Annotated in this window: 21 protein-coding genes and 1 tRNA gene; 12 read left to right on the top strand and 10 right to left on the bottom strand. The window is 62.4% G+C overall.

Annotation, left to right across the window (positions count from 1 at the left end; genetic code table 11):
- Positions 1-237 precede the first annotated feature (237 nt).
- Both HY556_06470 and HY556_06465 read left to right on the top strand, forming a co-directional pair.
- Positions 238-444, top strand: a tRNA-Trp gene (locus tag HY556_06470).
- A gap of 232 nt (positions 445-676) precedes the next feature.
- Complete coding sequence (locus tag HY556_06465; GenBank protein MBI4393422.1) at positions 677-904, top strand: hypothetical protein; 228 nt, start codon at positions 677-679, stop codon at positions 902-904.
- Between the two features lie 55 nt (positions 905-959).
- Here HY556_06465 and HY556_06460 read toward each other — a convergent pair whose 3' ends face one another.
- The 3 genes from HY556_06460 to HY556_06450 form a co-directional block, all read right to left on the bottom strand.
- Entirely contained in the window at positions 960-1,190 is a 231-nt protein-coding gene (locus HY556_06460) for a hypothetical protein (GenBank protein ID MBI4393421.1), read from the bottom strand.
- Positions 1,191-1,351: 161 nt separating this feature from the next.
- Entirely contained in the window at positions 1,352-1,489 is a 138-nt protein-coding gene (locus HY556_06455; GenBank protein MBI4393420.1) for a hypothetical protein, read from the bottom strand.
- Positions 1,486-2,040: a hypothetical protein gene (locus tag HY556_06450; protein MBI4393419.1), complete on the bottom strand. Its 555-nt coding sequence runs from the start codon at positions 2,038-2,040 to the stop codon at positions 1,486-1,488. The genes HY556_06455 and HY556_06450 overlap by 4 nt, the downstream gene beginning before the upstream one ends.
- Before the next feature lie 240 nt (positions 2,041-2,280).
- On the opposite strand from HY556_06450, the gene sucC reads away from it, so the two are divergent.
- Positions 2,281-3,432: an ADP-forming succinate--CoA ligase subunit beta gene (sucC, locus tag HY556_06445; GenBank protein ID MBI4393418.1), complete on the top strand. Its 1,152-nt coding sequence runs from the start codon at positions 2,281-2,283 to the stop codon at positions 3,430-3,432.
- Positions 3,432-4,301: a succinate--CoA ligase subunit alpha gene (gene sucD, locus HY556_06440; GenBank protein MBI4393417.1), complete on the top strand. Its 870-nt coding sequence runs from the start codon at positions 3,432-3,434 to the stop codon at positions 4,299-4,301. The genes sucC and sucD overlap by 1 nt, the downstream gene beginning before the upstream one ends.
- Before the next feature lie 21 nt (positions 4,302-4,322).
- On the opposite strand, the gene HY556_06435 is transcribed toward sucD, so the two are convergent.
- On the bottom strand, positions 4,323-5,858 hold the full coding sequence (locus HY556_06435; GenBank protein MBI4393416.1) for an exo-alpha-sialidase: 1,536 nt from the start codon (positions 5,856-5,858) through the stop codon (positions 4,323-4,325).
- A 64-nt stretch (positions 5,859-5,922) separates the two neighbouring features.
- A complete protein-coding gene (locus HY556_06430) occupies positions 5,923-6,798 on the bottom strand; it encodes a UbiA family prenyltransferase (protein MBI4393415.1) in 876 nt (291 codons plus the stop codon).
- A gap of 268 nt (positions 6,799-7,066) precedes the next feature.
- On the opposite strand from HY556_06430, the gene HY556_06425 reads away from it, so the two are divergent.
- From HY556_06425 to HY556_06410, 4 genes are all read left to right on the top strand, one after another.
- On the top strand, positions 7,067-7,666 hold the full coding sequence (locus tag HY556_06425) for a hypothetical protein (GenBank protein MBI4393414.1): 600 nt from the start codon (positions 7,067-7,069) through the stop codon (positions 7,664-7,666).
- 280 nt (positions 7,667-7,946) lie between these two features.
- Positions 7,947-9,062 carry a hypothetical protein gene (locus HY556_06420; GenBank protein MBI4393413.1) on the top strand — a complete coding sequence of 372 codons (1,116 nt, stop codon included), beginning with the start codon at positions 7,947-7,949 and terminating at the stop codon, positions 9,060-9,062.
- Between the two features lie 32 nt (positions 9,063-9,094).
- Entirely contained in the window at positions 9,095-11,275 is a 2,181-nt protein-coding gene (locus HY556_06415) for a hypothetical protein (protein ID MBI4393412.1), read from the top strand.
- A gap of 106 nt (positions 11,276-11,381) precedes the next feature.
- Complete coding sequence (locus tag HY556_06410; GenBank protein MBI4393411.1) at positions 11,382-12,239, top strand: class I SAM-dependent methyltransferase; 858 nt, start codon at positions 11,382-11,384, stop codon at positions 12,237-12,239.
- A 16-nt stretch (positions 12,240-12,255) separates the two neighbouring features.
- Here HY556_06410 and HY556_06405 read toward each other — a convergent pair whose 3' ends face one another.
- A complete protein-coding gene (locus HY556_06405; protein ID MBI4393410.1) occupies positions 12,256-12,705 on the bottom strand; it encodes a hypothetical protein in 450 nt (149 codons plus the stop codon).
- Between the two features lie 169 nt (positions 12,706-12,874).
- On the opposite strand from HY556_06405, the gene HY556_06400 reads away from it, so the two are divergent.
- Complete coding sequence (locus HY556_06400; protein ID MBI4393409.1) at positions 12,875-13,054, top strand: preprotein translocase subunit Sec61beta; 180 nt, start codon at positions 12,875-12,877, stop codon at positions 13,052-13,054.
- Positions 13,055-13,201: 147 nt separating this feature from the next.
- Positions 13,202-15,085: a Flp pilus assembly complex ATPase component TadA gene (tadA, locus tag HY556_06395; GenBank protein MBI4393408.1), complete on the top strand. Its 1,884-nt coding sequence runs from the start codon at positions 13,202-13,204 to the stop codon at positions 15,083-15,085.
- An 11-nt stretch (positions 15,086-15,096) separates the two neighbouring features.
- Here tadA and HY556_06390 read toward each other — a convergent pair whose 3' ends face one another.
- The 3 genes from HY556_06390 to HY556_06380 all read right to left on the bottom strand — a co-directional run bounded on the left by HY556_06390 (position 15,097) and on the right by HY556_06380 (position 17,878).
- A complete protein-coding gene (locus HY556_06390) occupies positions 15,097-15,630 on the bottom strand; it encodes a hypothetical protein (GenBank protein MBI4393407.1) in 534 nt (177 codons plus the stop codon).
- The gene (locus HY556_06385; GenBank protein MBI4393406.1) at positions 15,627-16,334 is read right to left on the bottom strand and encodes a hypothetical protein; all 708 of its coding nucleotides are present in this window, start codon (positions 16,332-16,334) and stop codon (positions 15,627-15,629) included. The genes HY556_06390 and HY556_06385 overlap by 4 nt, the downstream gene beginning before the upstream one ends.
- Before the next feature lie 92 nt (positions 16,335-16,426).
- Positions 16,427-17,878 (bottom strand): DEAD/DEAH box helicase, encoded by a 1,452-nt coding sequence (locus HY556_06380; GenBank protein MBI4393405.1) that lies wholly within the window; start codon positions 17,876-17,878, stop codon positions 16,427-16,429.
- 220 nt (positions 17,879-18,098) lie between these two features.
- Between HY556_06380 and HY556_06375 the strand changes: the two genes are divergently transcribed.
- Entirely contained in the window at positions 18,099-18,938 is an 840-nt protein-coding gene (locus HY556_06375) for an Mrp/NBP35 family ATP-binding protein (protein MBI4393404.1), read from the top strand.
- An 836-nt stretch (positions 18,939-19,774) separates the two neighbouring features.
- Positions 19,775-19,933: a hypothetical protein gene (locus HY556_06370; protein ID MBI4393403.1), complete on the top strand. Its 159-nt coding sequence runs from the start codon at positions 19,775-19,777 to the stop codon at positions 19,931-19,933.
- Positions 19,934-21,293: 1,360 nt separating this feature from the next.
- Here HY556_06370 and purH read toward each other — a convergent pair.
- Complete coding sequence (gene purH, locus HY556_06365; protein ID MBI4393402.1) at positions 21,294-22,946, bottom strand: bifunctional phosphoribosylaminoimidazolecarboxamide formyltransferase/IMP cyclohydrolase; 1,653 nt, start codon at positions 22,944-22,946, stop codon at positions 21,294-21,296.
- Positions 22,947-22,999: the final 53 nt, after the last annotated feature.

The raw sequence follows: 22,999 nt of genomic DNA, 5'->3' as shown, positions 1-22,999 counted from the left end.
AAAGAGTGGCGTTTCCATGAAGAGAAGCTCACGTGTATGGAAGAAGCGCGGTCACATGCGCTGGAAGTGGCGCAAGAAGCGCATGCGGCGAAGGATGAGGACTGCGAGACGCGCGAAACGCAGCAAGGTATAGAGTCGACGCACGCCGATCCGCCTTATCACGCGGCGAAGCGAGGTCTGCCTCGCCGGCCCGCGTCCAAACCAGATTTCCCCGCCGCAAAGCGCGACGGGTCGTCTGGGGGCATGGTGCAACCAGGCAACATAGCGGGCTCCAGTTACAGGGAATGATGACAAACGGGTCAGCTGAGTTTGCAGCCGGTCGCGACCGTCCGCAAATGATGATGGCTAACTGGAGCGCTGACCCACCGTAGAAGAGACCCGCCGATCTGGGTTCAAAACCGGAAGGGGAGACCCTTTCTGGGGAAAATCCCAGTGCCCCCACCAATCACATCGAGACCAGTTCGAGGTAGGTGGAAATGCGTCAGCCGGCTGGGCCACCTGCGCGATGCGCACGTTGAACATTCGCGACCAAAGCGATGTCGAAACGCCGGCCCGCTGGCTCGCCTTTCAATGTTTTCCATTCTTCCCCTGCCGACAGCCGCATGTAACCCACAAGTCGTTCCCAAGGAAAACCCGCGCTTTTCGTGCGCTTGGGAATGAGGGAGGAATCGAGGACATGAGCAATCGGTACAAGGAGATCAAGGTCAGGATACCAGTCGAGACCCACTTGCGGCTCACGACACTGAAGCTGGTCAAGGGAACGCCGATCGCCCAAGCGGTCCAGGAGGCGCTCCAACGGTACCTTTCCACCCTTGAGGAGGAGCTCCGCCAACACCCTGCGCTCGCTCACACCGATCCTGCACTTGGCGTCGACCTCAAGTCGACCGATGAGGCGCGCCCCTGAAGACCGCGGGCACGAGAACGGGCGCTTGGCATGCGAGCCGCAACGCGGTGCGCTCTCAGTCCCGTTTCCTCGATCCGTGGCCTTTCTTCAACCACTCGCGCAGTGAATCGACGAGCGGGGCGACCACGATGTCGCCGCTCTCGTACTTCATCCGCTCAATGAACGCCTCGGGTTCGTTCTCGTCGACGACGAACGTCTCTGAGGCGCGTCCCGATGCGGTCCTCACGTCGAACCCGCCGTCGTCTCGGGGATTAAGCTCCAAGACCCGCTCCTTGTCCTTCAGCATTCTGGCAATGACGCCGATCAATCATGGCACCATTGCCTCATCAGGTCGGCGCCGGTTAAGTGAGGTCGGGGATGGTGCCCGGTCGCCGGGTGCAAATGGGCCAAAGAGCCCACTCCTCCACCCCCCAAAGCGCCTCGACCCTTTTCCAAGACGTCGCGCGGCTAATCGTCCACGTCCTCTTCGATCACCAAGGCGCCGATATAATCGCATCGTTTGCAATGGTATTTCCCTATCATGGCGCCCGCCTCGTAATACAGGTCTTGCGACCCGCACTCCGGACACTTCACGGCCCGCGTCATGGCCCCGCAGTCCCCCGCGTGGACGCCCCTGTCTCGCTCACCTTCACCCTGATCCGGGCCGCGCAAGTCGGACAAGCGAAGTTCCGCGCCGGCTCGTAGACCAACGTCGTGCGCCCGCAGCGTCGACACGAGGCGCTCGAAAGATCCGCAAACGGCACTTCCTCGTCCGCCGCATGCGAAGGGCCTGCCAAGAGGATGACCGCCCCCGCCTTGGAAAGGCCCGCGAGGAACATCGACAGGCGTCTTTCCATGTCTTTGACGTTTTCCCCGCTTGGAGGCTTGGGACTCGCCTCGCGCGCGGCGAGAGCCATCGCGATGTCGCGTGCGGGCCGTTCTCCTGACGCTTCGAACCACACGTCCCGGCCCCAACCGTCGAGCCTGACCTGGATGGTCCGCGGAGACCCAAGGAGTCGCGGCAAGATCGAGAAAAACCCCGCGGGAGCTCGCGGCACCACCGCGACCACGGACGGCCCGTCGAGAAACCACTTGACCCGTGCTCGCACTGGATAGGAAGAGACGATCGTCGCGTCGGCGCCCTCCGGTGGCGGCACGCGGCGACATGGCAGTACCGTCCCATAAGGCGAGCGCGTGCCAGAGGGGGCCCCACGGGGGCACCTGTGACGCGCGACGCCTCCCTTTGGCGAGGGTGCGTGGGCCCGCGCGGGTGCCCTTGGAGGCCATGACCGGGTCTTTCCTGGAGGTCGAGCCGCGTTTTTGCGCTCGAAGGTGCGGGCCGCCCAGGGCGCGCACAACTTATATTGAGGGGCACCGCTTTCGCGCGAACGAGACCGATGAAGCTATTCGAATATCAGGGCCGCGAGGTGTTCGCCAAGCATGCGATCCCGACGCCCGCGGGATTCGTCATATCGAGACCCGAGGAGTTCGAGGCGTTGAGACCGTCCTTGAAGTTCCCATTGGTCATCAAGGCGCAGGTCTTGGTCGGCGGCCGTGGGAAAGCGGGCGGGATACGGTTCGCGGCCAACTTCGAAGAAGGCCTCGAGGCAGTGAAAGCGGTCCTCGGGATGTCCATCAAGGGACTCGTCGTGAAGAAGGTCTTCGTCGTCGAGAAGCTCGCTTTCGAACGGGAGTTCTATGCGGGCGTGCTGGTCGACCGTTCGACGCGTTCCACGCTCTTCATGTTCTCCACCGAGGGCGGCGTCGAGATAGAGTCGGTGCCCGACGACAAGATCCGGAAGGTGACCGTCAACCCCGTTTCCGGATACTCGGGGTTCCACACGCGGACGCTACTTGCCGGAACGGGACTCCCCGCCGACGTGCAGAAGCAACTGGGCGCCATATTCTCCAAGCTATATTCTGCTTTCAAGGCCATGGACGCCGAGCTCCTCGAGATAAACCCGCTGGCCCTCACGAAGGACGGTCGTGTCGTCGCGGCGGATAGCAAGGTGATCTTGGATGACGGCGCGCTCTTTCGCCACCAGGAATTCGACCAACCGGACGAGGAACTCACGCCCTTGGAGGAGGAGGCCCGGGAGAAGGGGATCGCGTTCATCCAGCTCGACGGGAGGATCGGCGTCATCGCGAACGGGGCTGGCCTCACGATGGCGACTCTCGACGCGTTGAACGAATTCGGCGGGAAAGCGGGGGTCTTTCTCGACCTCGGCGGCACGGACAACCCCGAGAAAGTGCGCGAAGCGTTCCTCCTCATGCGCAAAGCCGACCCGAGTGTGATGCTCCTCAACCTCTTCGGCGGAATCACCAAATCCGACACGGTGGCCAAGGGTGTGAAGATGGTGCTCGACACGGAGACCATCGCCTTCCCGATAGTGACGCGCATCAAAGGCACGAACGAGAAGGAGGCAAAGGAGATACTGCAACACGCAGGCCTCCTCTCTGCCGACACCCTCCAAGCGGCGGCGAAACTCACCGTCGACACGGAAAGGACGAGAAGCCATCCACGGGAAAGTGCGCGGAGGCCGATCTGATGGCAATCGTCCTCGACGGGAACACGAAGGTCCTCGTCCAAGGCGCCACGGGCCATCAGGGCACTTTCCACATAGGCGCGATGCTTCAGTTCGGCACCAAGGTCGTCGCGGGAGTGACTCCGGGGAAGTCGGGCCAATCCGTCCACTCGGTGCCCGTTTTTGAAAGCTGCGCCGAGGCGGTCGCAAAGACCGGAGCGAACACGTCATTGGTATTCGTCCCGGCGGCGTTCACCAAGGACGCGGTCTTCGAAGCACTCGATGCCGGGCTAAAGACTGTGATCGTGATCACCGAGCACGTCCCGGTCCACGATTGCATGGAGTTCGTCCACTACGCCCGCTACAAGGGCGCGACGGTGATCGGGCCGAACTGTCCCGGCGCGGCGTCCCCGGCCCACAAGGCCAAAGTCGGGATACTTCCCGGCCACATCTTCAAACCGGGCTCCGTCGGCATCGCGTCAAGGAGCGGCACGTTGACCTACGAGATCGTGAGCGCGCTGACGGAGGCAGGCGTCGGGCAATCCACGTGCATCGGCCTCGGTGGCGACCCCGTGGTCGGCACCACCTTCGTCGACGCTCTGCGCATGTTCAACGCCGACCCGGAGACGGAGGCCATTGTACTCGTTGGCGAGATCGGCGGCACGGCCGAGGAAGAAGCGGCGAGGTTCGTCGAGGAGCACGTGAAGAAGCCCGTCTTCGCCTATATCGCCGGCCGCACCGCGCCGGAGGGAAAACGGATGGGGCACGCCGGCGCGATCGTCAGCCGCGGAATGGGGACGGCCCAATCCAAGATGGACGCCTTCAAGAAGGCGGGCGTCGAGGTCGCGAGGTTCCCGACCGACGTCGCTGTCCTCGTGAAACGCGCCGTCTGACGGCGCGGCCAGGGTCCCGACTCATTTCGGGTCTATCGGCCGGAGGATGCTTGCCACGAAGACATCCGCCTTCTCGTGCCTCGTGTCGACCCATACGGGGTGGGCCCCTTCGACCGATGAATCCATGTCGATGTAGTCGCCGATGAACACGAACCCGGCCTGGTGGATGCTCCACTTGGGGTCGCTACTCACCTCAGTCACGCGGAAGTTCGGGCTCCAAGTCGCGCCGCCGTCGTCGCTGTAAGAGTAGTAGAGGTCGAGAAGGTAGTTGTCGCCGTTTCGCCTGTCGTACCACGCGACATCGACGATTCCCTTGGGCGACACGCTTATCGCGGGGAAGAACTGGTCCACGCCGTTCCCCAGGGCGTCGTCGTTGAGCCTCACCGGCTCGCTCCACGAGGCCCCGCCGTCGGTGGAACGCGTCAAGAACATGTCGCGGTCGCCGTTTCGAGTGTCCGCGAACGCGAGGTAGGCGTTTCCCGAGTGAGGGCCTTTGGACGAATCGACGGCGATGAACCCGAGCCCCGCCGACCTGTAAGTCGCGTTCATGCCCTTGTCCTCTGCCTCGACCGCCCGCTTCCAGGGGCTGAAAGTCGCGCCCCCGTCGGTGCTCTTTGAGAAGTATGGGCCGTCTCCGGCGCGGCCGCTTATCCACACGTCGTTAGCGGGGCCCGTGGACATGAAGAGCTGCCCGGGGGTGGGACCAAGGGGGTTCGTCTGGTCGTCCAGGAGGACGGGTCCCTGCCACGTCTTGCACTTGTCGGTCGAACGGTAGGCGACGTTGCCAAACGCCAGGCCCGAGGTCCACGCGACGTGCACAGACCCATCGTACTGGTCGACGGTTATCCACTGCCGGTCGTGAAAGTTGACGGGGAAGGAGCCGACGTCTATGACGTTGAACGAATCGAAGGTCTTGCCGCCGTCCGTCGACACCGCGCACACCTGGGCGACGCGGTTGAAGACGACGTCGTTCACACCCGTGCCGGTCTGGTCCTTGCCGATCTTGCTGGCGGTCACGGGGTCCCCCTGGTACGCCATGACGGCGTAGTAGAAGGTGCCGTCCGGTCCGAAGGCGACGACGGGGTCCGTTGCGCACCAGTAGTTGCTCATCTCGTTGAGTTCGAAGCTGCCGGCGTCGTTCACAAGAAGCCATGGGGATCCGGGGAGGCTTTTGCTCGACCACGTCTTTCCGGCGTCGTGCGTCGAGTAGACGCCGTCCCAGACGCATTCGCCTGCCGTGTCGGGCGTGTAGTCCTTCGCCCCCGCGACGATGTTCCCGGCGTCTTTGGGGTTCACGGCGACCGTGACCTCGTTACCTTGGCGCGTCTCGGGCGAGACGGTCGTTTCGAAATTGCAACCCGTCTTGTCGCCTATGGGGAAGCAACGGAGCTTGACGATGCCATCCGCGGCCACGGGTGTGAAGGCGCTCGAAGGGGCCGCGACGGGGAGAAGGTCCTCGATGAGCGGCGTCTCGCGCTCCTGGTTTGCCACACACCCTGCCGTCATGAGCCCTGCCACCATGACCACGAACAAAAACGGGCTCCCTGCCCTCGTCATCGGTTCATAGCGGCTCTCTTGCGACTTAAATGTTATTGGAGGGCGGCGCCCGATTGATAGCCCTTCAGTAGATGAGGGGCGCAATCGTCGAAATGAGGAACACGTAGCCCCCGGCAACGAGGGCGAGCACACCCTTCGCCGCCTCCATCCGGAAACTGGTGAAGAGCAGGATCGACGCGCCCGCGATACCCGCCGTGGATATCATCGGGAGGTACCCAAGGCCCGCGGATGCGAGCGCGACGATCAGGGCCGCCACACAGAGGGAGTAACCGAACCATTTGGCGCGCTCCCTGCCGAGGACAACGACGACCGTCCGTTTGGCGATCGCCGAATCGGCCTCGAAATCTATCTGGTCGGAAACGATCTTGCCGCCCACGAGGTACACGAATATTGGTACTGCGATGGCCAAGATTGCGAACGCGTCCGTGCCGCCCGCCAGGAGGAACCCGCCCACCATCGCAAGCGCGGTCCCGGCCGGATAGGCGAGGCTCACGGTCACGGGGTGACGATCAAGCGCGAAGCTGTAAAGCGCGGCGATCACGAACCCCGCGAACGAGACGGCGAAAAGGGCGCTCCCCGGGGGAGCAAGCGAGAGGGACGCGATCAACCAGATGGCCGACGCGACGAACGCCGCGGCCGCCAATTCGCGCTCCGAGAGGAGTCCTCCGCTGTCTTCGAAGAATCCCATGTAGACGAATTTCGTCTCGCCGCGGCGATGGTAATCGACCAGACTGTCCAACGCGTGTCCGCAGTAGAGGGCCGCGGCAACGGCGAGGAGGTAAACGGGAAGACGCGTAAGGTCCAACGAGCCCGGGGTTGCGGCATAAAGTGCGCCAAGGAGTGCGGCAAGAAGTGTTGCGAGCATCGGGACCGGGCGTATCTCGTAGAGGTAGGCCAATCCTTTCGAGTCGCCGGAGCGCGCGGCCGCGGTCTTTCCCATGGGCCCTTATCGGACGAGCGGCCTAAGAAACTGTTGTATCGTAAAGTGCGGAGAGCCGTTGTACCGTCCAGGATGCGATATCCCGGCGAGTCCGCACGAGAGTCCAAGATGCGATATCCTGGCGAGCGGGTGCGAAATGCCGGACAGACGCGGCAAGAAGACCGTTCGCTGCCGCGGCCCCGATCCGTGCCGGGGCCCGCTCGGCCATCGGCCCGGGGCGAACGACCGGACGGGCACGCCTTAATAACCCGCGTCCAATTCAGCGGGGATGGACGCCCCCATCGAGCTCGTGATCGAGAATTGCGAGCTGCGGCTATCGCACTGGCTTGAGCTCGAGTACGTGCACGCGGTCGACCTTTGGTCCGAAGGAAGACTTGGACGCGTGACGTTCACGAGTGTCCATGGCGATGCGATGACTTCCCGTCTCCGGCGCCTCGCGAATGTGCGCCCCGAAGACGCCGGCGTCCACCTTAGGGGAAGGAAAGCCGTGGTGCTTGACCCGACGGCGGCGCAGGAATTGTCGGCGGAAGACTTCGAAACGCACGACGCAGTAGTCGTCGGTGGCATCCTCGGCACAGAGACGTTCGATGGCCGCACCGGACGCCTCGTCACAAGCAAATTGGACGCCACTTTGCGTCACCTCGGCCCGATCCAGCTTCCGATCGACATGGCGGTCTTCACCGCGAAATACATCCGGTTGGGCGGAAGGCTCGCCGACCTGGAGTTCACGACCGAACTCGAGATCGACCACGATGGGGTGACGTCAACGTTCCTGCCATATGGGTATCCCGTCGTGGACGGGAAGGTGATAATCACGCCAGGGCTCGTCGATTACCTCCGCTCGGGCGGCAAGCGTAGCGATGAGTGAATGAAGTCCGCCGACGAACGCGACGCGCGGCCCTCGCGGCGAGGCGTGCGTTGACATGTTGCGTTGGCAAGGTTTCAGACCGGATTTGTTACGCCGAGGCCACCAAAAAGCGACAATTGTCCAAGAATGCCTTTTCGTATCGAAAACCGACCGATTACAGCTAGGGACTCCGTAGGCGGCAAGGCGCCATTCACCAAAAGTTGGTCAACACGGCGACCTCAAAATATTTCAATGACCAGTCCAGTCGATATATATAGTCTCGAAGGAGGTAGTTCGGACAATGAGCGAGGGAAGGAAGGCCGTGGCAATCGTGGCATTGCTACTTTTCGGTGTCATGGCAGCCGGTTGCATCGGCGACCAAACGAGCGCGCCGCCCACGCCCGGAACCGAACCTGGCACGGGAAACCTCCAATCGCAATCTGGCGAGCCGAAGGAACTCACGAAGGTCGAAGAGCGCGAACAACAGATCAACGAATCCGCCGCGGCCTACTTCGAGACGCACAAGGCGCACTACCACGACTACTGGGGCGGCCGTTCCGAGATGGAGATAATGGCGGCCGACGTACCCCTCACGCTTTTGCCGCTTCTCGAAGGCGTACAGGGCCAACAGGTGAGCCTCGGCCACGCCGAATTCTCCCTTCCGGACGGCCAGATCGTCCCCACGGGCGCTGATCTGGTGAACATAACCATCTCATGGGCCTCGAACACCATCACGGGCCTTCGACTCGCCTTCCACGCGGCAGATTCTCCCGTCTACAACGACCTTGGCCCCGTGAGAAACGGTGGCATAAGGTCCATCAAGATCACCGAGACGCAGGCCGACCTGCCGCATTACGCCGTGTCGAAGTGGGCCTTCCGGGTCGATGCCTTGGGTGACCCCCAATACACCGAACAAGTGGGGCTTGCGAACGGAAGCATCCGCGTCACCGTCAAGGCCCATAACGGCGGCGAACTGTACATCGGCCCCCCGCACCCGGATTTCTGGGTGGGCCGCACCTCCTTCAAGCTCTTCACGGACAGCGGTGTCTTCGACGGCGCGGCGACGCCGGCCCTATCCGCACCGAAAGAGGTGAAGGTGCCGCGCGATGCGATCGTCCCCATAGAGACTAAGATGGTCGTCGTGAAACTCACGTGGGAGGCGGAAGGCGCCGGACCCGTGGGGCTCGGCCTCCAGTTTCACGGAGCGGACTCCACCGTCTGGCAGCCCGGCGTCGGAGGGACGACGAGCGGCAACACGCGCACTTACAACATCCCCGCGAACGAGCGGATGGCCGACTCGCCATACGCCGAGCACACGGCATGGGGCTTCCGCGTCACGCCCCAGACCGGGGAAGTGCTCGATCTTGGACAATTCAAGGGCAGTTATTCGATTGAGACGACGGTTGTGAAAGGATGAACGGACAGGCTAGGACGTTGATCACGGCTCTGATGGCAGGATCGCTCATTCTATCGGCGGTGCACTTTGCCGCCGCGAAGCCCGGCGAGGACGGAGTTCTCAACTTCACGGATCGGCCGGGCGACACGACGTCTTTCGGCGGGAACGACGGGACGGCGCTGCCGCAAAGCGCGCTTACGGACAACGTGGACATCGTCGGCTTCAAGATCCACAACGAGACCGACCGGGCTTTCGACATCTCGCTGGCGTTGAACAAGCTCGACGCTGTGGTGGATACCGCCACCCATAGTGTCTTCATCTCTTCGAGTTACTCCCTCTACTTCGACGGCCCGAGCGGCGACCACACGTACCGGGTGGGCCTCAACTACCAGCCCTTCCAGTGCTGTCAATCGACGACTCCCGAACCCGACGCGTTCGCCAGCCTCTACGAGGCGAAGCTCCAAGGTAACGACACCGACGACTTCGACGACGGCTTCGACTTCAAGGCGAACCTGCCGGCTCGCGTCGAACTCGCGACCAGCACCCTCTCGGTGAAGGTGCCGAAAGAACTGCTCATCGGGACCTCCGGCCAGAAATCCACGCCGAAGCGCGGGGAATCCATCGCCAATTTCCGGGCGACCTCGAACCAACTGATGCCGATCCCCGCGAACGACGCGGCCCCCGACACCGGGAAGTTCGACGCGAGCTTCGTCTTCGGCGTCCCGACGACCAACGCGATGCTCGTCCTCACGACCGGTAGCGGACGCTCGTCCTCCTCTAGCCAGTTCGGACCCTTCGGCCAAGTGAGTTTCGAGGACGACGGGTCGCAACCGCAAGCCGTCCGCATCGGCGAACCGACCGCAATCCCGATCACCGTGGTCAACAAAGCGCCGGCGAAGAAGATCGTGGCAATCACCGTGCAATCGAGCCAGAAGGACTGGAACGTGCGCGCGGTCGACAGCGTCGTGATGCCGGCACAAAGCTCCCGGAACATCACCCTCATTGTCGAGCCGCCGAAGAGCACCAAGCACCTTGACACCGCAAGTGTCGTCGTCACGGGCACCGTCGTCGGTGACGAGGACATGGTCGGGCGCGTCAAGATCGCACTCTACGCGGTGAAGCCCCTCTCTCCCGAGGAGAACACGCTATACTTCCACAGCAGACCCTACGAGGCGCAGGGCGGGGTCCTCGATCCCGTGATCATAGCCACTGGACTGGCGGGCACGGAGGTCTACCTGAACCCGCTCAAGTCCGATGGAAGCCCCGACGAACCCGTCTCCAGCGCCTTCAATGCGGGCATCTGCTTCGGAGGCCCCTGCGGATCCTCGACCCGCCGGTATTCGGACGCGCCCCTACCTGGCCCGTTCCTTCTCGATCCCGAGAAGGAGGCGGAGGCGACGCTCGCCTACACGACGGCCGTGCCGGGCACGATGAGAGTCGACTTCGCGCTATACTACGGAAACCTCCTCATAGGCCAGGGAACCGATTCGCAGGCGGTAGGCGGCGGCGAGACGAAGTTCGTCTTCAAGTTCAAACCCTCCTCGACCAAGAAGCTCCCCGCCGCAGGGTCGAAGTACATGAGCGTCCTCGCGCGAGTCCAATTGGAAGGCGCCTCGGCGACCAACGGGATAATCGGAGGCACCTCCGGCGAGCAGTTCGCAAGCTTCGTCCCGCGCTCGAGCGCGATCAAGCTTCCAGTGCTACGCGGCGAGGTCGTCATCCCGCAACTCACGTCGGCGTTGATAACGCTCGACTATGACAAGAACGTCGGGCTCGAGAAGTACGCGAACCCCGGAAACTCCACTCTTTACTACCTCACCGTGGTGAACGAGGGCGAGCGTAACGACACTGTCCACATCGAAGCGTTCCCCGAGACGGCAGCGTGGCTTGGGAAAGTGGTCCCGGCTGCAGACTTCAACCTCGGGCCCGGCGAAAGCGCCAACTTCGCGCTCTCCGTGACGCCGCCCTCCGATGCGAAGGACGGCGAGATCGGCAAGATACGGGTGAATGCGACGAGCGGCTCGGACAAGGCGTTCAAAGCGAGTCTCCTCACGACGACCATCGTGACCACCGGCGTCAAAGTGCCCGAAGAGGTGTTCTTCGACCGGGAGAACATCACGGCCCAAGCGATCGCCGCCGAAGAGGAGGCGAACAACACGCCCGGGTTCGAGACCGGAGCGATGCTCGCGGGCGCCATCGCCATAGCGCTCCTCGCGCGCCGCCGCCGCACCTAAGGGCCCGTCGGTGCCCGGCCCCCCGGTTGCGGGCCGCAACGAGGGCCCCGTCGACGACACCGTCGTCCGAAGGGAATAAATCAAGCCGCGGCGTCAGGGTCGACGGATGAGCGCTTTCAGGTTCAACAAACCCTGCGAACTGGAGGACTTCTCGCACCCCGACCTCCTTGGCGTCTTGGAGCGCACACAGGCGCATTACATGAGGCCGTACCAACCGGGATGGCCCGCAGGCTTCGAATACAGGAAACCTTGGGAGATCGGCATGGCGATCCTCGCCGCCGAGAAACTCCTTTCGCGAGGCGAGCGCGGCTTCGCGTTGGGCGTCGGCGCGGGTCGCGAGCCCACGATATTCAACCTGACGCACCTCTTCCGATGGGTCTTCGCCACCGACCTTTACCTTGCCCCGGGTGCTTGGGCGGCGGATGCGGCGCCCCAGATGCTCCAATCCCCCGAGACGGTCTACCCTTACATAAAGTCGAACAACCGGCGCCTCGTGACGCAGCACATGGACGGTCGCGAGCTACGCTACGAGGACGAGACTTTCAACTTCGTCTTCTCTTCGAGCTCGATCGAGCATTTCGGCGATTGGAAGGACGTTGAGCGCGCCGCCTCCGAGATGGGACGCGTCCTCAAACCGGGGGGCGTCCTCACGCTGTCGACGGAGTACCGCATCAAGGGGCCGCCGGGCGGCATAGGACTTCCGGGGTTCCTCGTCTTCGACCTCGCCGAACTCAAGAAGCTCATCATCGACCCGTCGGGCTGCCGGCCCGTCGATGACCTGCAGGAGACGATATCGCCACGCACCCTAGAGCGCCCCGTCAGGTTCCAGGAGGCTATCGACGATGGGGAACGCATGGCCCGAGGCGAACAGGTCGGGTATTCGCGCTACCCGCACATCGTGCTGGAGCACGAGGGTTATTCATGGACTTCGTACCACCTCGCGCTACGCAAACCCTCGCGTTAGCAAAGCCCGATGCACGTTATCGGCCGCCCAACTGCCCGACCCCGCGGCGGCCCCTCACGGCCTTTCGACCGACTTTGCGACGCCTGTCGTAGAAGACGTACCTCGACGGCACGCGGCCTTTCTGTCCGACCCAGAAGCCGCACCTCTTGCACTTCACGCCCACATGCACTTCGCTGCCGTCGAGCGTCCGGTTCTTGACCTTTGAAAGCCGGGACGAACAGACAGGGCACGATTCGAGGGTTCTATGTTCGCCGCGCCGGGCATGGATCTCGATGCGGGCGACGCCTTTTCGGACGGCAAGTTGACGCGCGCGGTCCGCGGAGACCGTGTAGTCCCCGTCGAACGCGGCGAGTTCCTCGGCCACAAGGGAGCGTAGACGGCCTTGGCTGGTCACGACACCGTTTTCCGCGAGGACCTTCGTGATCGCCGCGACCACGAGGTCTTCCGGCGGGACCTTACGCGCCACGCGTCAGCAAGGCCGCATCAGATAATAAAACGCCCGTGGTGGACGCGGGGCGCCGGCGCGGGTCCTCACCACCGTGGCCCCCGGCCGCATTGGGGAACATTCGCACGGTCGGGAGGCGCCGGACACGCCCGAGAACGCTTAAATAGGGCATCCACTCTTGTCGAAAACAATGGCCAAGAAGGACTCGCGCAACCCCGGTTTCCAACAAGCGGCGGGCCTCATCCGTTACTTCGACGCGGAAGAAGAGACCGCGCTGAAGATCAACCCATATTTCGTCCTGATCGGCGCCTTTCTCATGGCCATCGTGGTCATGGCCCTCAAGTACTTCGACCCGCTGAAACCGGCCTGATCGCCTGGGTCGCCGTGGGCGTTGTCCGCTTGCCCTTCCGGCGTGCCAGATCGACTTTCACGCCGGTGGGGAGCGGCGGCCCGTTTCCACCGGAGCCGCCCACCGATTACTTTAACACCACTCGTAACGATTGAGCGGTGAGCCTCGATGACGCCATTCGAAGAGAGACCCGCTAGAACGATCCTCGTCCCCGACACCTCGGTGATCGTCGACGGCAGGATCACCCTCATGCTCCAACGAGGAGACATCAAGAACGCCGACGTGCTCATCCACGAAGCGGTCATCGCCGAGTTGGAGTACCAGGCCAACCAAGGGAGGGAGACCGGCTTCAATGGGCTCGACGAACTCATCAAGATCCAGCAGTTGAAGGACGCAGCCGGGGTCCGCATAGAGTTCCTCGGCGAGCGGCCGAGCCTCGACGACATAGAACTCGCCCAGAGCGGGGAGATAGACGCCATGATCCGGCGCGTCGCGCAGGAGCGCGGGGGGACACTCCTGACGAGCGATTCGGTGCAGTCGCATGTGGCGAGATCGAAGGGCATCCGAGTCACTTACTTGCGGCCCGAGAGGCGTGAGGAGGAGACGAAGGCGGTCTCCGAACTCGAACTCATGAAGTACTTCGATGCGGAGACGATGAGCGTCCACCTCAAACAGAACTGTGCACCGCTTGCCAAGCGCGGGGAGCCGGCGAAGATCGAACTCGTGCGGCTGTCAGAGGAAGTCTTGGACGAGAAACGCCTCTCTCGCATGGCGCGCGACATAATCGAGGCCGCCAAACGCGACGAGAATTCGTTCGTCGAGATCGAACGCCACGGCGCGACCGTGGTACAGCTCGGGAACATGCGGATCGCCATCGCCCGCCCACCGTTTGCGGACGGCGTCGAGATAACGGCCGTCCGGCCCGTCGTGAAACTCGGCATAAGCGACTACGGCCTCGCGCCAGAACTGCTCGCACGTCTACAGGACTATTCGCGCGGCGTCTTCGTGAGCGGACCTCCGGGAAGCGGAAAGTCGACATTCGCGCAGGCCATCGCCGAGCACCTGTCGCGCCAGGGCGCCATCGTGAAGACCATGGAGTCGCCGCGCGATCTGCAGGTCGGCGACGAGATCACCCAGTACGGGCCGCTGGAGCGCGACATGGCCCTCACGAGCGACATCCTGCTTCTTGTGCGCCCCGATTTCGTGGTCTACGACGAGGTCCGCAAGACCGACGATTTCAAGATCTTCGCGGACATGCGCCTCGCCGGCGTGGGACTCGTGGGCGTGACGCACGCGAACCGGGCCATCGACGCAGTCCAGCGTCTCATCGGCCGCGTCGAGCTCGGGATGATCCCGCAGGTGGTCGACACCGTGATCCACATCGCCAAGGGGCGCATCGACACGATCCTCGAGCTTTCCTTCACTGTGAAAGTGCCGCACGGCATGCAGGAGGCCGATCTTGCCCGCCCCGTCATCGAGGTGCGCGATTTCGTCACGAAGAAGGCGGAGTTCGAGATCTACACCTACGGCGAGCAAGTGGTGGTCATGCCGGTGAAGGGCGGGAAGGACGGGAACCTCTCGGCTCGCGACCGCATGGCGGAATCCACACTTCTCCGCCTCATCCGCAAGCACGTCGAGGGGGACGTGCAAGTCGAGATCACGGGGGAGAATTCGGCGAAGGTGTTCGTCGAGGAATGGGAGATCCCACGCCTCATCGGGAAGGGCGGCAAGAACATCCAGGAGGTCGAGGGCGACGTCGGGATCAAGATCGACGTCGAACCGTTGAAGGACCGTGTGAAGAAGGGCCGGCGGGAAGAGGCAAAGCAGTGGGCGGAGTTGACGCCCGAGATCCGGAAATCGAAGCAGAACATCGTGCTCATCCTGGAGCCCGAGTACTCGGGTCGGCCCGTGGACGTATGCATCGACGGCGAATCCTTCTTCACGGCCACCATCGGGCGCAAGGGCGAGATCAAGATCTCAAGGAAAAGCGATATCGGGGAAGAGGTCCTGACGGCGCTGCAACTGCGCCGCCGGGTCACTTGCCGCATCTAGGGCGCGCCCGATCACCGCGGTTCCGATTCGAGCGACGATATCGCCCCCTCGACGGCGCGTAGCCTTTCGGCGCGTCCCTCGACGTCGTCGCGTGGATGGGGGCCTGTCGAGGGGCGCCTCTTGGGGTTACGCAGGCGATGCCGTTCGATCTGGAGGTCCTCCAACCGTCCCGCCTTCAAGTCGGGCGATGGCACTTCGATCACCGCGGGCGCGTCCTTCGATGGAAGCAAGCCGGTGGCGAAGGCACCCCTGCGTCTCGCCGTCCAAAGGAGCGCGAGCGTCGCTACGCCGATCGTTGTCTCAAGGATCGGGAGGCCGGTCGCGCCACCCTTGAAGAGGCCGCCCTCCGCGGGGGCAAACCCCAACGCGGCGCCCACGAGTATCGTCATCGCGGCGCTCGAAACGACCGCGATGAAGGTGAAGTACGCCCAGCCGTGCCTTGATGCGAGTCTACGCCCAGGAAAAAGGGCGAGAAGGAGCGAGCTCCCCGGGGCTAGGAAGAACAGGATCGCGTCGACGAAGAGGACGAGTGGGTCCGGGCTCATTGAGGGTTTGCCGCCTGCTGCTTCGTTGCGCCGACAGCATCTTGCGACTTGATGAAACCCGCGAACATCAGGGTGATCCCGAGGAACTGGGCGATGATCCTTGCTTCCACGAGGCCGAGGGTGCTGAGGCTCCCGGCCGCGAAGGGGAGCATGGCGCCAAAGGCTATGAGGAGGACCCCGATGCGCTTGGTCGCCCGCCAACTCCATAGCGCCCCCAGGATGAGGGCTAATCCGCCTACGATGTTGAGGAGGAGGAACGCGACGCGCGCGGGCTGCGGGAAGGGAATGGCTTTCCCGCCGAGCTCACTTCCCCAGTCGTTGAGCGCCATCGTCGTCCCCTCCGAGGTCACTGGGGTGTCGAGGTGCAAAACGATCGCCAACTGCCCCACCGCTGCGACGGCGATGAGGACCGCGATGAAGACGGTGAAGAACCGCGCCTTCTTGGCGTCGGCCACGAACCTGATGGTGCCGGCGCCCAATAGCCCGACGAGGGATGGCGCCATCACGAAATATATCCTGTACAGGGGGATCGTCCAGCCGCCGATCATCACCCAGGCCTCGATGAACGAGACGATCGCATAAAGGAGGAGCCCCACCGTCCAAAGGGCGTCGCTCGTTCGCCGCTTCTCGCGGAACTTAGAGGCCACAAAGATTGCAAAGGCGAGTCCTATCATGCCGGCCGCCGCCGGGACAAGGGGGTCCATCGTGGAGGCGAAGCTGCCCCGAATAATAACTTTTCCTCTACATGTCAATGCCGACCATGGTCATGACAATGCAAAGGGATGCGGGCGGCCTCTCATTCCCTGATGGGCCGCATCTCCACGACCTTGCCGTAGAGTTGCTTGCCGTTCACCGCGCGGTAGACCTCACCTGCGACCCGCTGGGGGAGTTCTAGCTCCGAAAACGCCTCGTGCACCTGGATGAGGCCGAAATCGCTGTCGCGAACACGCGCCCGGCTTGCAAGCTCCCGCAAAAGGCCCATCATGACGACACCGTCTCGTTTGCCCACGTCGAGCCGGAAGCGAACGACACCGATGGGGCTTGCGAATTCGTTGAAGTCGTCGATGCGCCGGATGCGATCCCTTCCCCCCGCCGACTCGGGGACCTTGCGGAGCTTCACCTTGGACCCGCTCGCCGACTCAATCTGCGAGAGGAGGCCCCGTTCGTCGTTGGTGACGAAGGTGATGGCCTTTCCTGTCCGCCCCGCCCTTCCCGTGCGGCCGATCCGGTGGACGTACCATTCGGGGTCCTCGGGCATGTCGTAGTTGATGACGTGGCTCGTGTGGAGGACGTCGATACCCCGCGCGGCGACGTTGGTCGTGATGAGCACCTTCACTTTCCCGGTCCGGACACTCTCCATGACGCGCGTGCGTGCCCCTTGCGGCATGTCCCCGTGCAACGGTTCGCAGTCGTACCCGTGGCTTCTCAGGAGCTTCACCACCTTGTCCACCTCGCGCTTGGTCCTGCAGAAGACCATGGCGAGTTCGGGCTTCTCGGCCTCGAGCACCCGGTAGAGCGCCCACACCTTGTTCTTGTAACCGACCTCGAAGTATATCTGCTCCGTCGTGTCCAGCGTGAGTTTCTTCGCGGCGACCCGGACGGTCTCGGGGTCCTTCATGTAGCGCCGGGCGATCGCCTCTATCGGGCCTGGGATGGTGGCCGAGAAGAGGAGCGTCTGGATGCCCTTCGGGATATGGCGCATGATCCAATTGATGTCGTCGATGAACCCCATGTCGAGCATACGGTCCGCTTCGTCGAGGACGAGGAACTGGAGCTTGCGAAAATGCAGCGTTTGCCTGCGCATGTGGTCCATGATGCGGCCGGGCGTCCCGACCACCACTTCGACGCCCTTCGACAGCTCCTGCACCTGCCGGTTCATCGACGCCCCGCCGTAGACCGCAAGCGTCCTCACGCCTTTCACGTGGCCGAGCTCGGTTATCTCTTCTGCCACCTGCTCGGCGAGTTCCCGCGTGGGGACGAGGGCCAACGCGCACACGTCCTTGGAATGCGGCGGCAGTCTTTCGACGAGCGGGATGCCGAAGGCGGCGGTCTTTCCCGTTCCGGTCTGCGCCTGTGCCATCACGTCGCGGCCGGACAGGATAACGGGGATGACCTTCGCCTGGATCTCCGTCGGGTGCTCGTAGCCCATCGTCTGGAGCGCCTTCTTCATCTCCCAGGAAAGATCCATCTCGGAGTATGCGACGGCTGGTGCGAAAGGACCGTCGACGTCAGTTTCTTCTTCCACCATGTTTCGCCTTTCGTATAAGAGGGCCCCTATTTCAACATTGGTCGAAGCAAAGCCCGTAACCGCCAAGAACGGCGCTTCCCGCCACGGGCCCCGCCGACGACGTGAATACGCGCGCTCGATGAGTCTAATCGCGGGCCAAAAAGAATTAAGGGCGCCGCGCTTTCAGCCGAGCGTGGCCCACACGTCCTCGCGACCTCCCCCGCCCGGCGACGCCTTGCCGATGGTCGACGAGGCCGCCCTCGAAAGGTTGAAGGAAGCCGAAAAACGGATGCGCAACCTTTCCCGCATGGCCCACAAGGTCGCCGTCATGAGCGGCAAGGGCGGCGTTGGGAAATCCACGGTTGCCGTGAACCTCGCGTATTCGCTGCGGCGATTGGGGGCGCGAGTGGGGCTTCTCGACCTCGACATCACGAACCCCAACGTGCCGCGGATGGCGGGCGTCTTCGACCAGAGACTTACGGGGGACGAGAACACGGTCTATCCGGTCGAGGCCGACGGCGTGAAGATCGTCTCCACCGGCCTCGTGCAACTTGCCGCCGACACGCCGTTCATCGGCCGCGGTCCCTGGAAGATCGGGGTCATGAAGCAGTTCCTCGGCGACGTTTCGTGGGGAGACCTCGATTACCTCGTGATGGACCTTCCCCCCGGAACAAGCGATGAGCCGCTTTCGGTTAGCCAGGAGATCCCCCAGACCCAAGGCGACGGGGCGGTCATCGTCACGACACCCCAAGACGTCTCCCTCATGGACATCAGGAAGGCCGTGAACTTCTGCAAGATGGTGCAGATCCCCGTGATCGGGATAGTGGAGAACATGAGTGGCTTCACCTGCCCGAACTGCAAGAAGCGGCACGAGATCTTCAAGTCCGGAGGAGGCGAGGAGACGGCGCGCAAGATGGGCGTGCCCTTCCTCGGACGGATACCCATCGACCCGGCGGTCGCGCTCAACGGGGACAAAGGCAGGCCTTACGTCCTTGCGGCTCCGGAGTCGGAGGCGGCGAAGGGGCTCTTGGCCATCGCGAAGAAGGTCCAGGCCGCTCTTGAACACCCGCGGCCAAACTAGGTTTTTCGCAGTTGAGTGATAAGTTTACCGGTCCGACTTCGGCGACGGCCTTCGAACCAACAGTACTTGCACGCCTGTCCTGCGGCGACGCTGGCGTACCGCAGGAGAACGAAATGTCCGCATTCGGCGCATTGCCATGGTGCCGTGGTGTTGGTCCTTTGGAAGGCCAACGCCAACGACCAGAGTCCGGACTGGAGACCGACGACCTGATAATCGAGAAGGGATTTTCTCGCCGCGTTCGTGCATTGTGGACACCATGAGCAGCGCCGAAGAGAATAGGCACTGGCTTTGAATTCATGGCCATGGCCACAATCGGTAATGCGTAGTTTCGTACCGGGCTTGTAACCTCCAACCAGCCCTCCGCGGCCTTGACTTCGCGCCCCAATCAACTTTTCCAACGCGTCGACTGCAAGCCGGCTCCCACCGCAAAAGGGGCAAGCCCTTCCCTTCTTCACATCGTACGGGATCGTCTCGTACGTTCGATTGCAATCGAGGCAGCTACGGGTTAAGGCATGTTGACTTCCTCGGTACGGGCCTATTATTGGGTCTCGACTATAGGACTGGTAGTACTCCAGCTTCCCCTCCCACTTTCGAGGAACTAGGAGCGGCATTTCCCTTGGCTTTGGTATGGTTTCTTGACGAGCCCGTACCCCCAGTCGGGAAAGTTCTTGATGTATGTGGCGACCAAGGTCTCTCGCATGAATCTCGTCGCCGATGACGACCAACCGACGACCCGCGGCCGAAAACATCGCCTGCTTTCGCCGGTCATTCTCGAGCCGCCGCGAGAAGGACCTTGGACCATCCTTTTCGCGATAGAAGTGTTCTAGCTCCAAGCGATGCAGACGCCCGTTGTACTCGAAACCAAGACGGAGCTCGTCGTTGTAACCATCCACCTCCAGGCCGTCAAGCCAGGCGGGCCGCTGGCGAACGAACGGTTTGCCGGTGAAGAATTCAAAGTAGTAACGGCAGAGTCGCTCGGGGTAACTGCCGATTGAGGCATTACAAGTCGGGCAGCCGTGGCCAAACTGAAGGTCGTTGAATCTCATTTGGAACGTGGAACCGTCGCGCACGCATCGTAACGTCAGCTTCGTCGAATTCTTGTCGTACGAGCTGAGGCGCTCGTAACCGAGGGCGAGGCAGTATTCGTCGACTTTCTTCACGTTGAGTCGGCGCTTGGCGCTTCGACGTTCGATCCCGCATTTGGGGCACCCTTGTCCCCTCGAGAATGAGTTCCAGGTCATTGAAAACGGTCCGTGCGTGTCACACCCAAATGAGAGGGGCGCCTTGTTGCCTGCGTACGCGGCACTGAGAAGTGGGTAATTGCGCCCCATTGCAACACGAGCGATCTTTTCAATGGAAACTTTTGGTCGCGGCTCGTTGCAATTCATGCAGCGAGTGGACCTTGGCTTCTCTCCTTCTATTCGTACCCATCGCTTGGTCCCACAGCGAGCGCACGGGCACTGAGCGAAGAGGGCATCGCCTGCCTTGCCGATGGCGCCACCGGGTAGTACCCTGAGTTCTAGTTTCCTGGAGAGGGCACCGATCCGCTGAGTTTGATACTGACCAAGGGTCCGGCGGGCGATTCCTCGTCGCTTCAACGTCCAATAAACGCGCGTAAGGGACAGTCCAAGCTTTCGCGAAATTGCCGTTGCAGGCTTGCCCTCCGAATACAACGTCACGATCTGGTCTTGAACCTCACGCGGGGTTTCTCGCGGATTGTGCTTTCCAATTCTGGCGCGACCACACTGCTGACACCCGTGGCCTCGCTTGATTGCCGCGAGCCGTTGCCTAAATTCTCCGTGTAGGGAACACCGAAGCGCAATCGGAGAATAAACGTTCTCGTACTCGGTGGCAATGAGGTCGTAGCCTTTTTCTTTAACGAGCGTGCGAACCTGGTCGATGTCAAGCCGCGGGCGTCGGGCACACCCTGGGCACCCGGCACCCTTCTTCACGTCGTGCATCGATTTCTGAAATTCGCCGTGCTTTGGGCACATGATCTGCATCTTCTCGTTGACGTTTCGGTAACGTATAGAGAGCAGTTGATAACCGCGTTCCGTAACTATACGGCGCGAAACCTCCAAGGATCTCCGAGGGCGACCGCATTTCTGGCACTTTCGCCCCTTCTGAATTGCGTGAATGGTTCTCGTGAACGGGCCGTGCCTGGGGCAATAGATGAGCAACGGCGTTTCAGTGTTCTGAATCTCGGTCGATAGCAACTTGTAGCCACGGGCTGCCACCAACAGACGAGCACGCGCCATTGTCATCTTTGGGCCTGATGGCCGCGTCATTCGACTACACACGGCCCTTTCTTCTTATTTGGGTTTCGAGGATTAGAGCCCCACGGGGGTGGCCGGTCTAGTGCCGAAACGCCCTTTGTCCTGTGAACACCATCGCGATTCCGGCCTCGTCCGCCGCTGCGATGCACTCCTCGTCCCTGATCGAACCACCGGGCTGCACGATACCAACGACCCCTGCCTTCGCGGCCTGGTCGATCGAGTCCCGGAAGGGGAAGAACGCCTCGCTCGCCATTATCGAGCCACGGATGTTCTCGCCACCTTTCTTCGTCGCGATGAACGTCGCGTCGACCCTGGACGTCTGCCCGCCGCCGATTGCGATCGTGTGCTCTTCCTTCACGAAGATGACGGAGTTGCTCCTCACGTGGCGCACAGCCTTGAAGGCGAAGAGCATCGAACGCATGTCCTTGGGGCTAGGGTGGACCTTCGTGACGACTTTCCATGTGGAAACATCGGGTTCACGGATGTCGCGGTCCTGCACCAAAAGGCCACCAACGACGCCGCGGAATTGGAGTCCCGCGAAGTGCCCGTGATGCTCGAAACCCTTCACTTCGAGAAGCCGCACGTTCTTTTTCTTCTCAAGAAGCGCCAAGGCGTGAGGAACGAAACCGGGAGCGACGACGACCTCAAGGAAGATGTCCGCGAGTTGGCGAGCGGTCTCCTCGTCGACCTCGCGGTTGAGCCCCACGACGCCGCCGTACGGCGAATAAGTGTCGAACTGATATGCCAGCTTGAACGCTTGCGATATGGAATCTGAGCTCGCGATTCCGCACGGGGTCGCATGCTTCACGATGACGACACTCGGGCGGGAGAACTCCTTTGCGCACTCGATCGCCGTGTCCACGTCGAGGATGTTGTTGAACGAGAGTTCCTTACCGTGGATCTGCTTGGCGTTGACGACGCACGGTTCCTTAGTAGGTTTTCCCGCGAAGAACGCCGCGCGCTGGTGACTGTTCTCGCCGTAGCGAAGGTTCTGTATACGTTCGAAAGAGAGGTTGAGGTGCTGCGGGAAGTCATCCTTCAAGACTTGGCGCCTGAAATACTGGTCTATTATCGTGTCATAACGGGCGGTGTGCGCGAACGCCTCGGCGGCGAGGCGCTGCCGCGTCTCCGCCGTGAGGCCGCCGGTCTTTTCCAATTCCTCCAACACCGGGCGGTACTGCGAAGGCGACGTCAGGACGGCGACGTCCCGGTAGTTCTTGGCGGCGGCGCGGATGATGGAGGGCCCGCCGATGTCGATCTGTTCGAGCACCTCCTCATGCTTTGCGCCTTTTCCGACGGTCTCCTCGAAAGGGTACAGGTTCACGGCCACGAGGTCGACGGTCCGGATCCCGTTCTTTTCAAGGGCGGCGAGATGATCAGGGCGCGACCTCACCGCGAGTATCCCTGCGTGGATGCGCGGGTGCGTCGTCTTGACGCGTCCGTCGAGCATCTCGGGAAAACCAGTGACTTCGGCGACCTCCGTAACGCCTACGCCGGCTTCTCGAAGCGTCTTGGCGGTGCCGCCGGTAGAGACGACGCGCATGCCGTGACCCACGAGGCCTCGCGCAAGCTCGACGATGCCCGTCTTGTCAGAAACCGAAAGAAGCGCGTCTCGTGTGCCCACGATTCTTACCGCGTGATAATGCCCCGGAGGTTCATAAGCGTTCTTGAAACCTAAGGAGACGGATGGGGCTTTTGTCCGGGTGTATCTTGGCGCGGTAACACAACACATAAAACATCGTTCTCTTTACCCCCGGATGATGAGCGCGGCGGGACCGGAGAGCG

The organism is Euryarchaeota archaeon, from assembly GCA_016207515.1.
Classification (GTDB): Archaea; Thermoplasmatota; SW-10-69-26; order JACQPN01; family JACQPN01; genus JACQPN01.
This window is presented reverse-complemented; position numbering and strand designations above follow the sequence as displayed.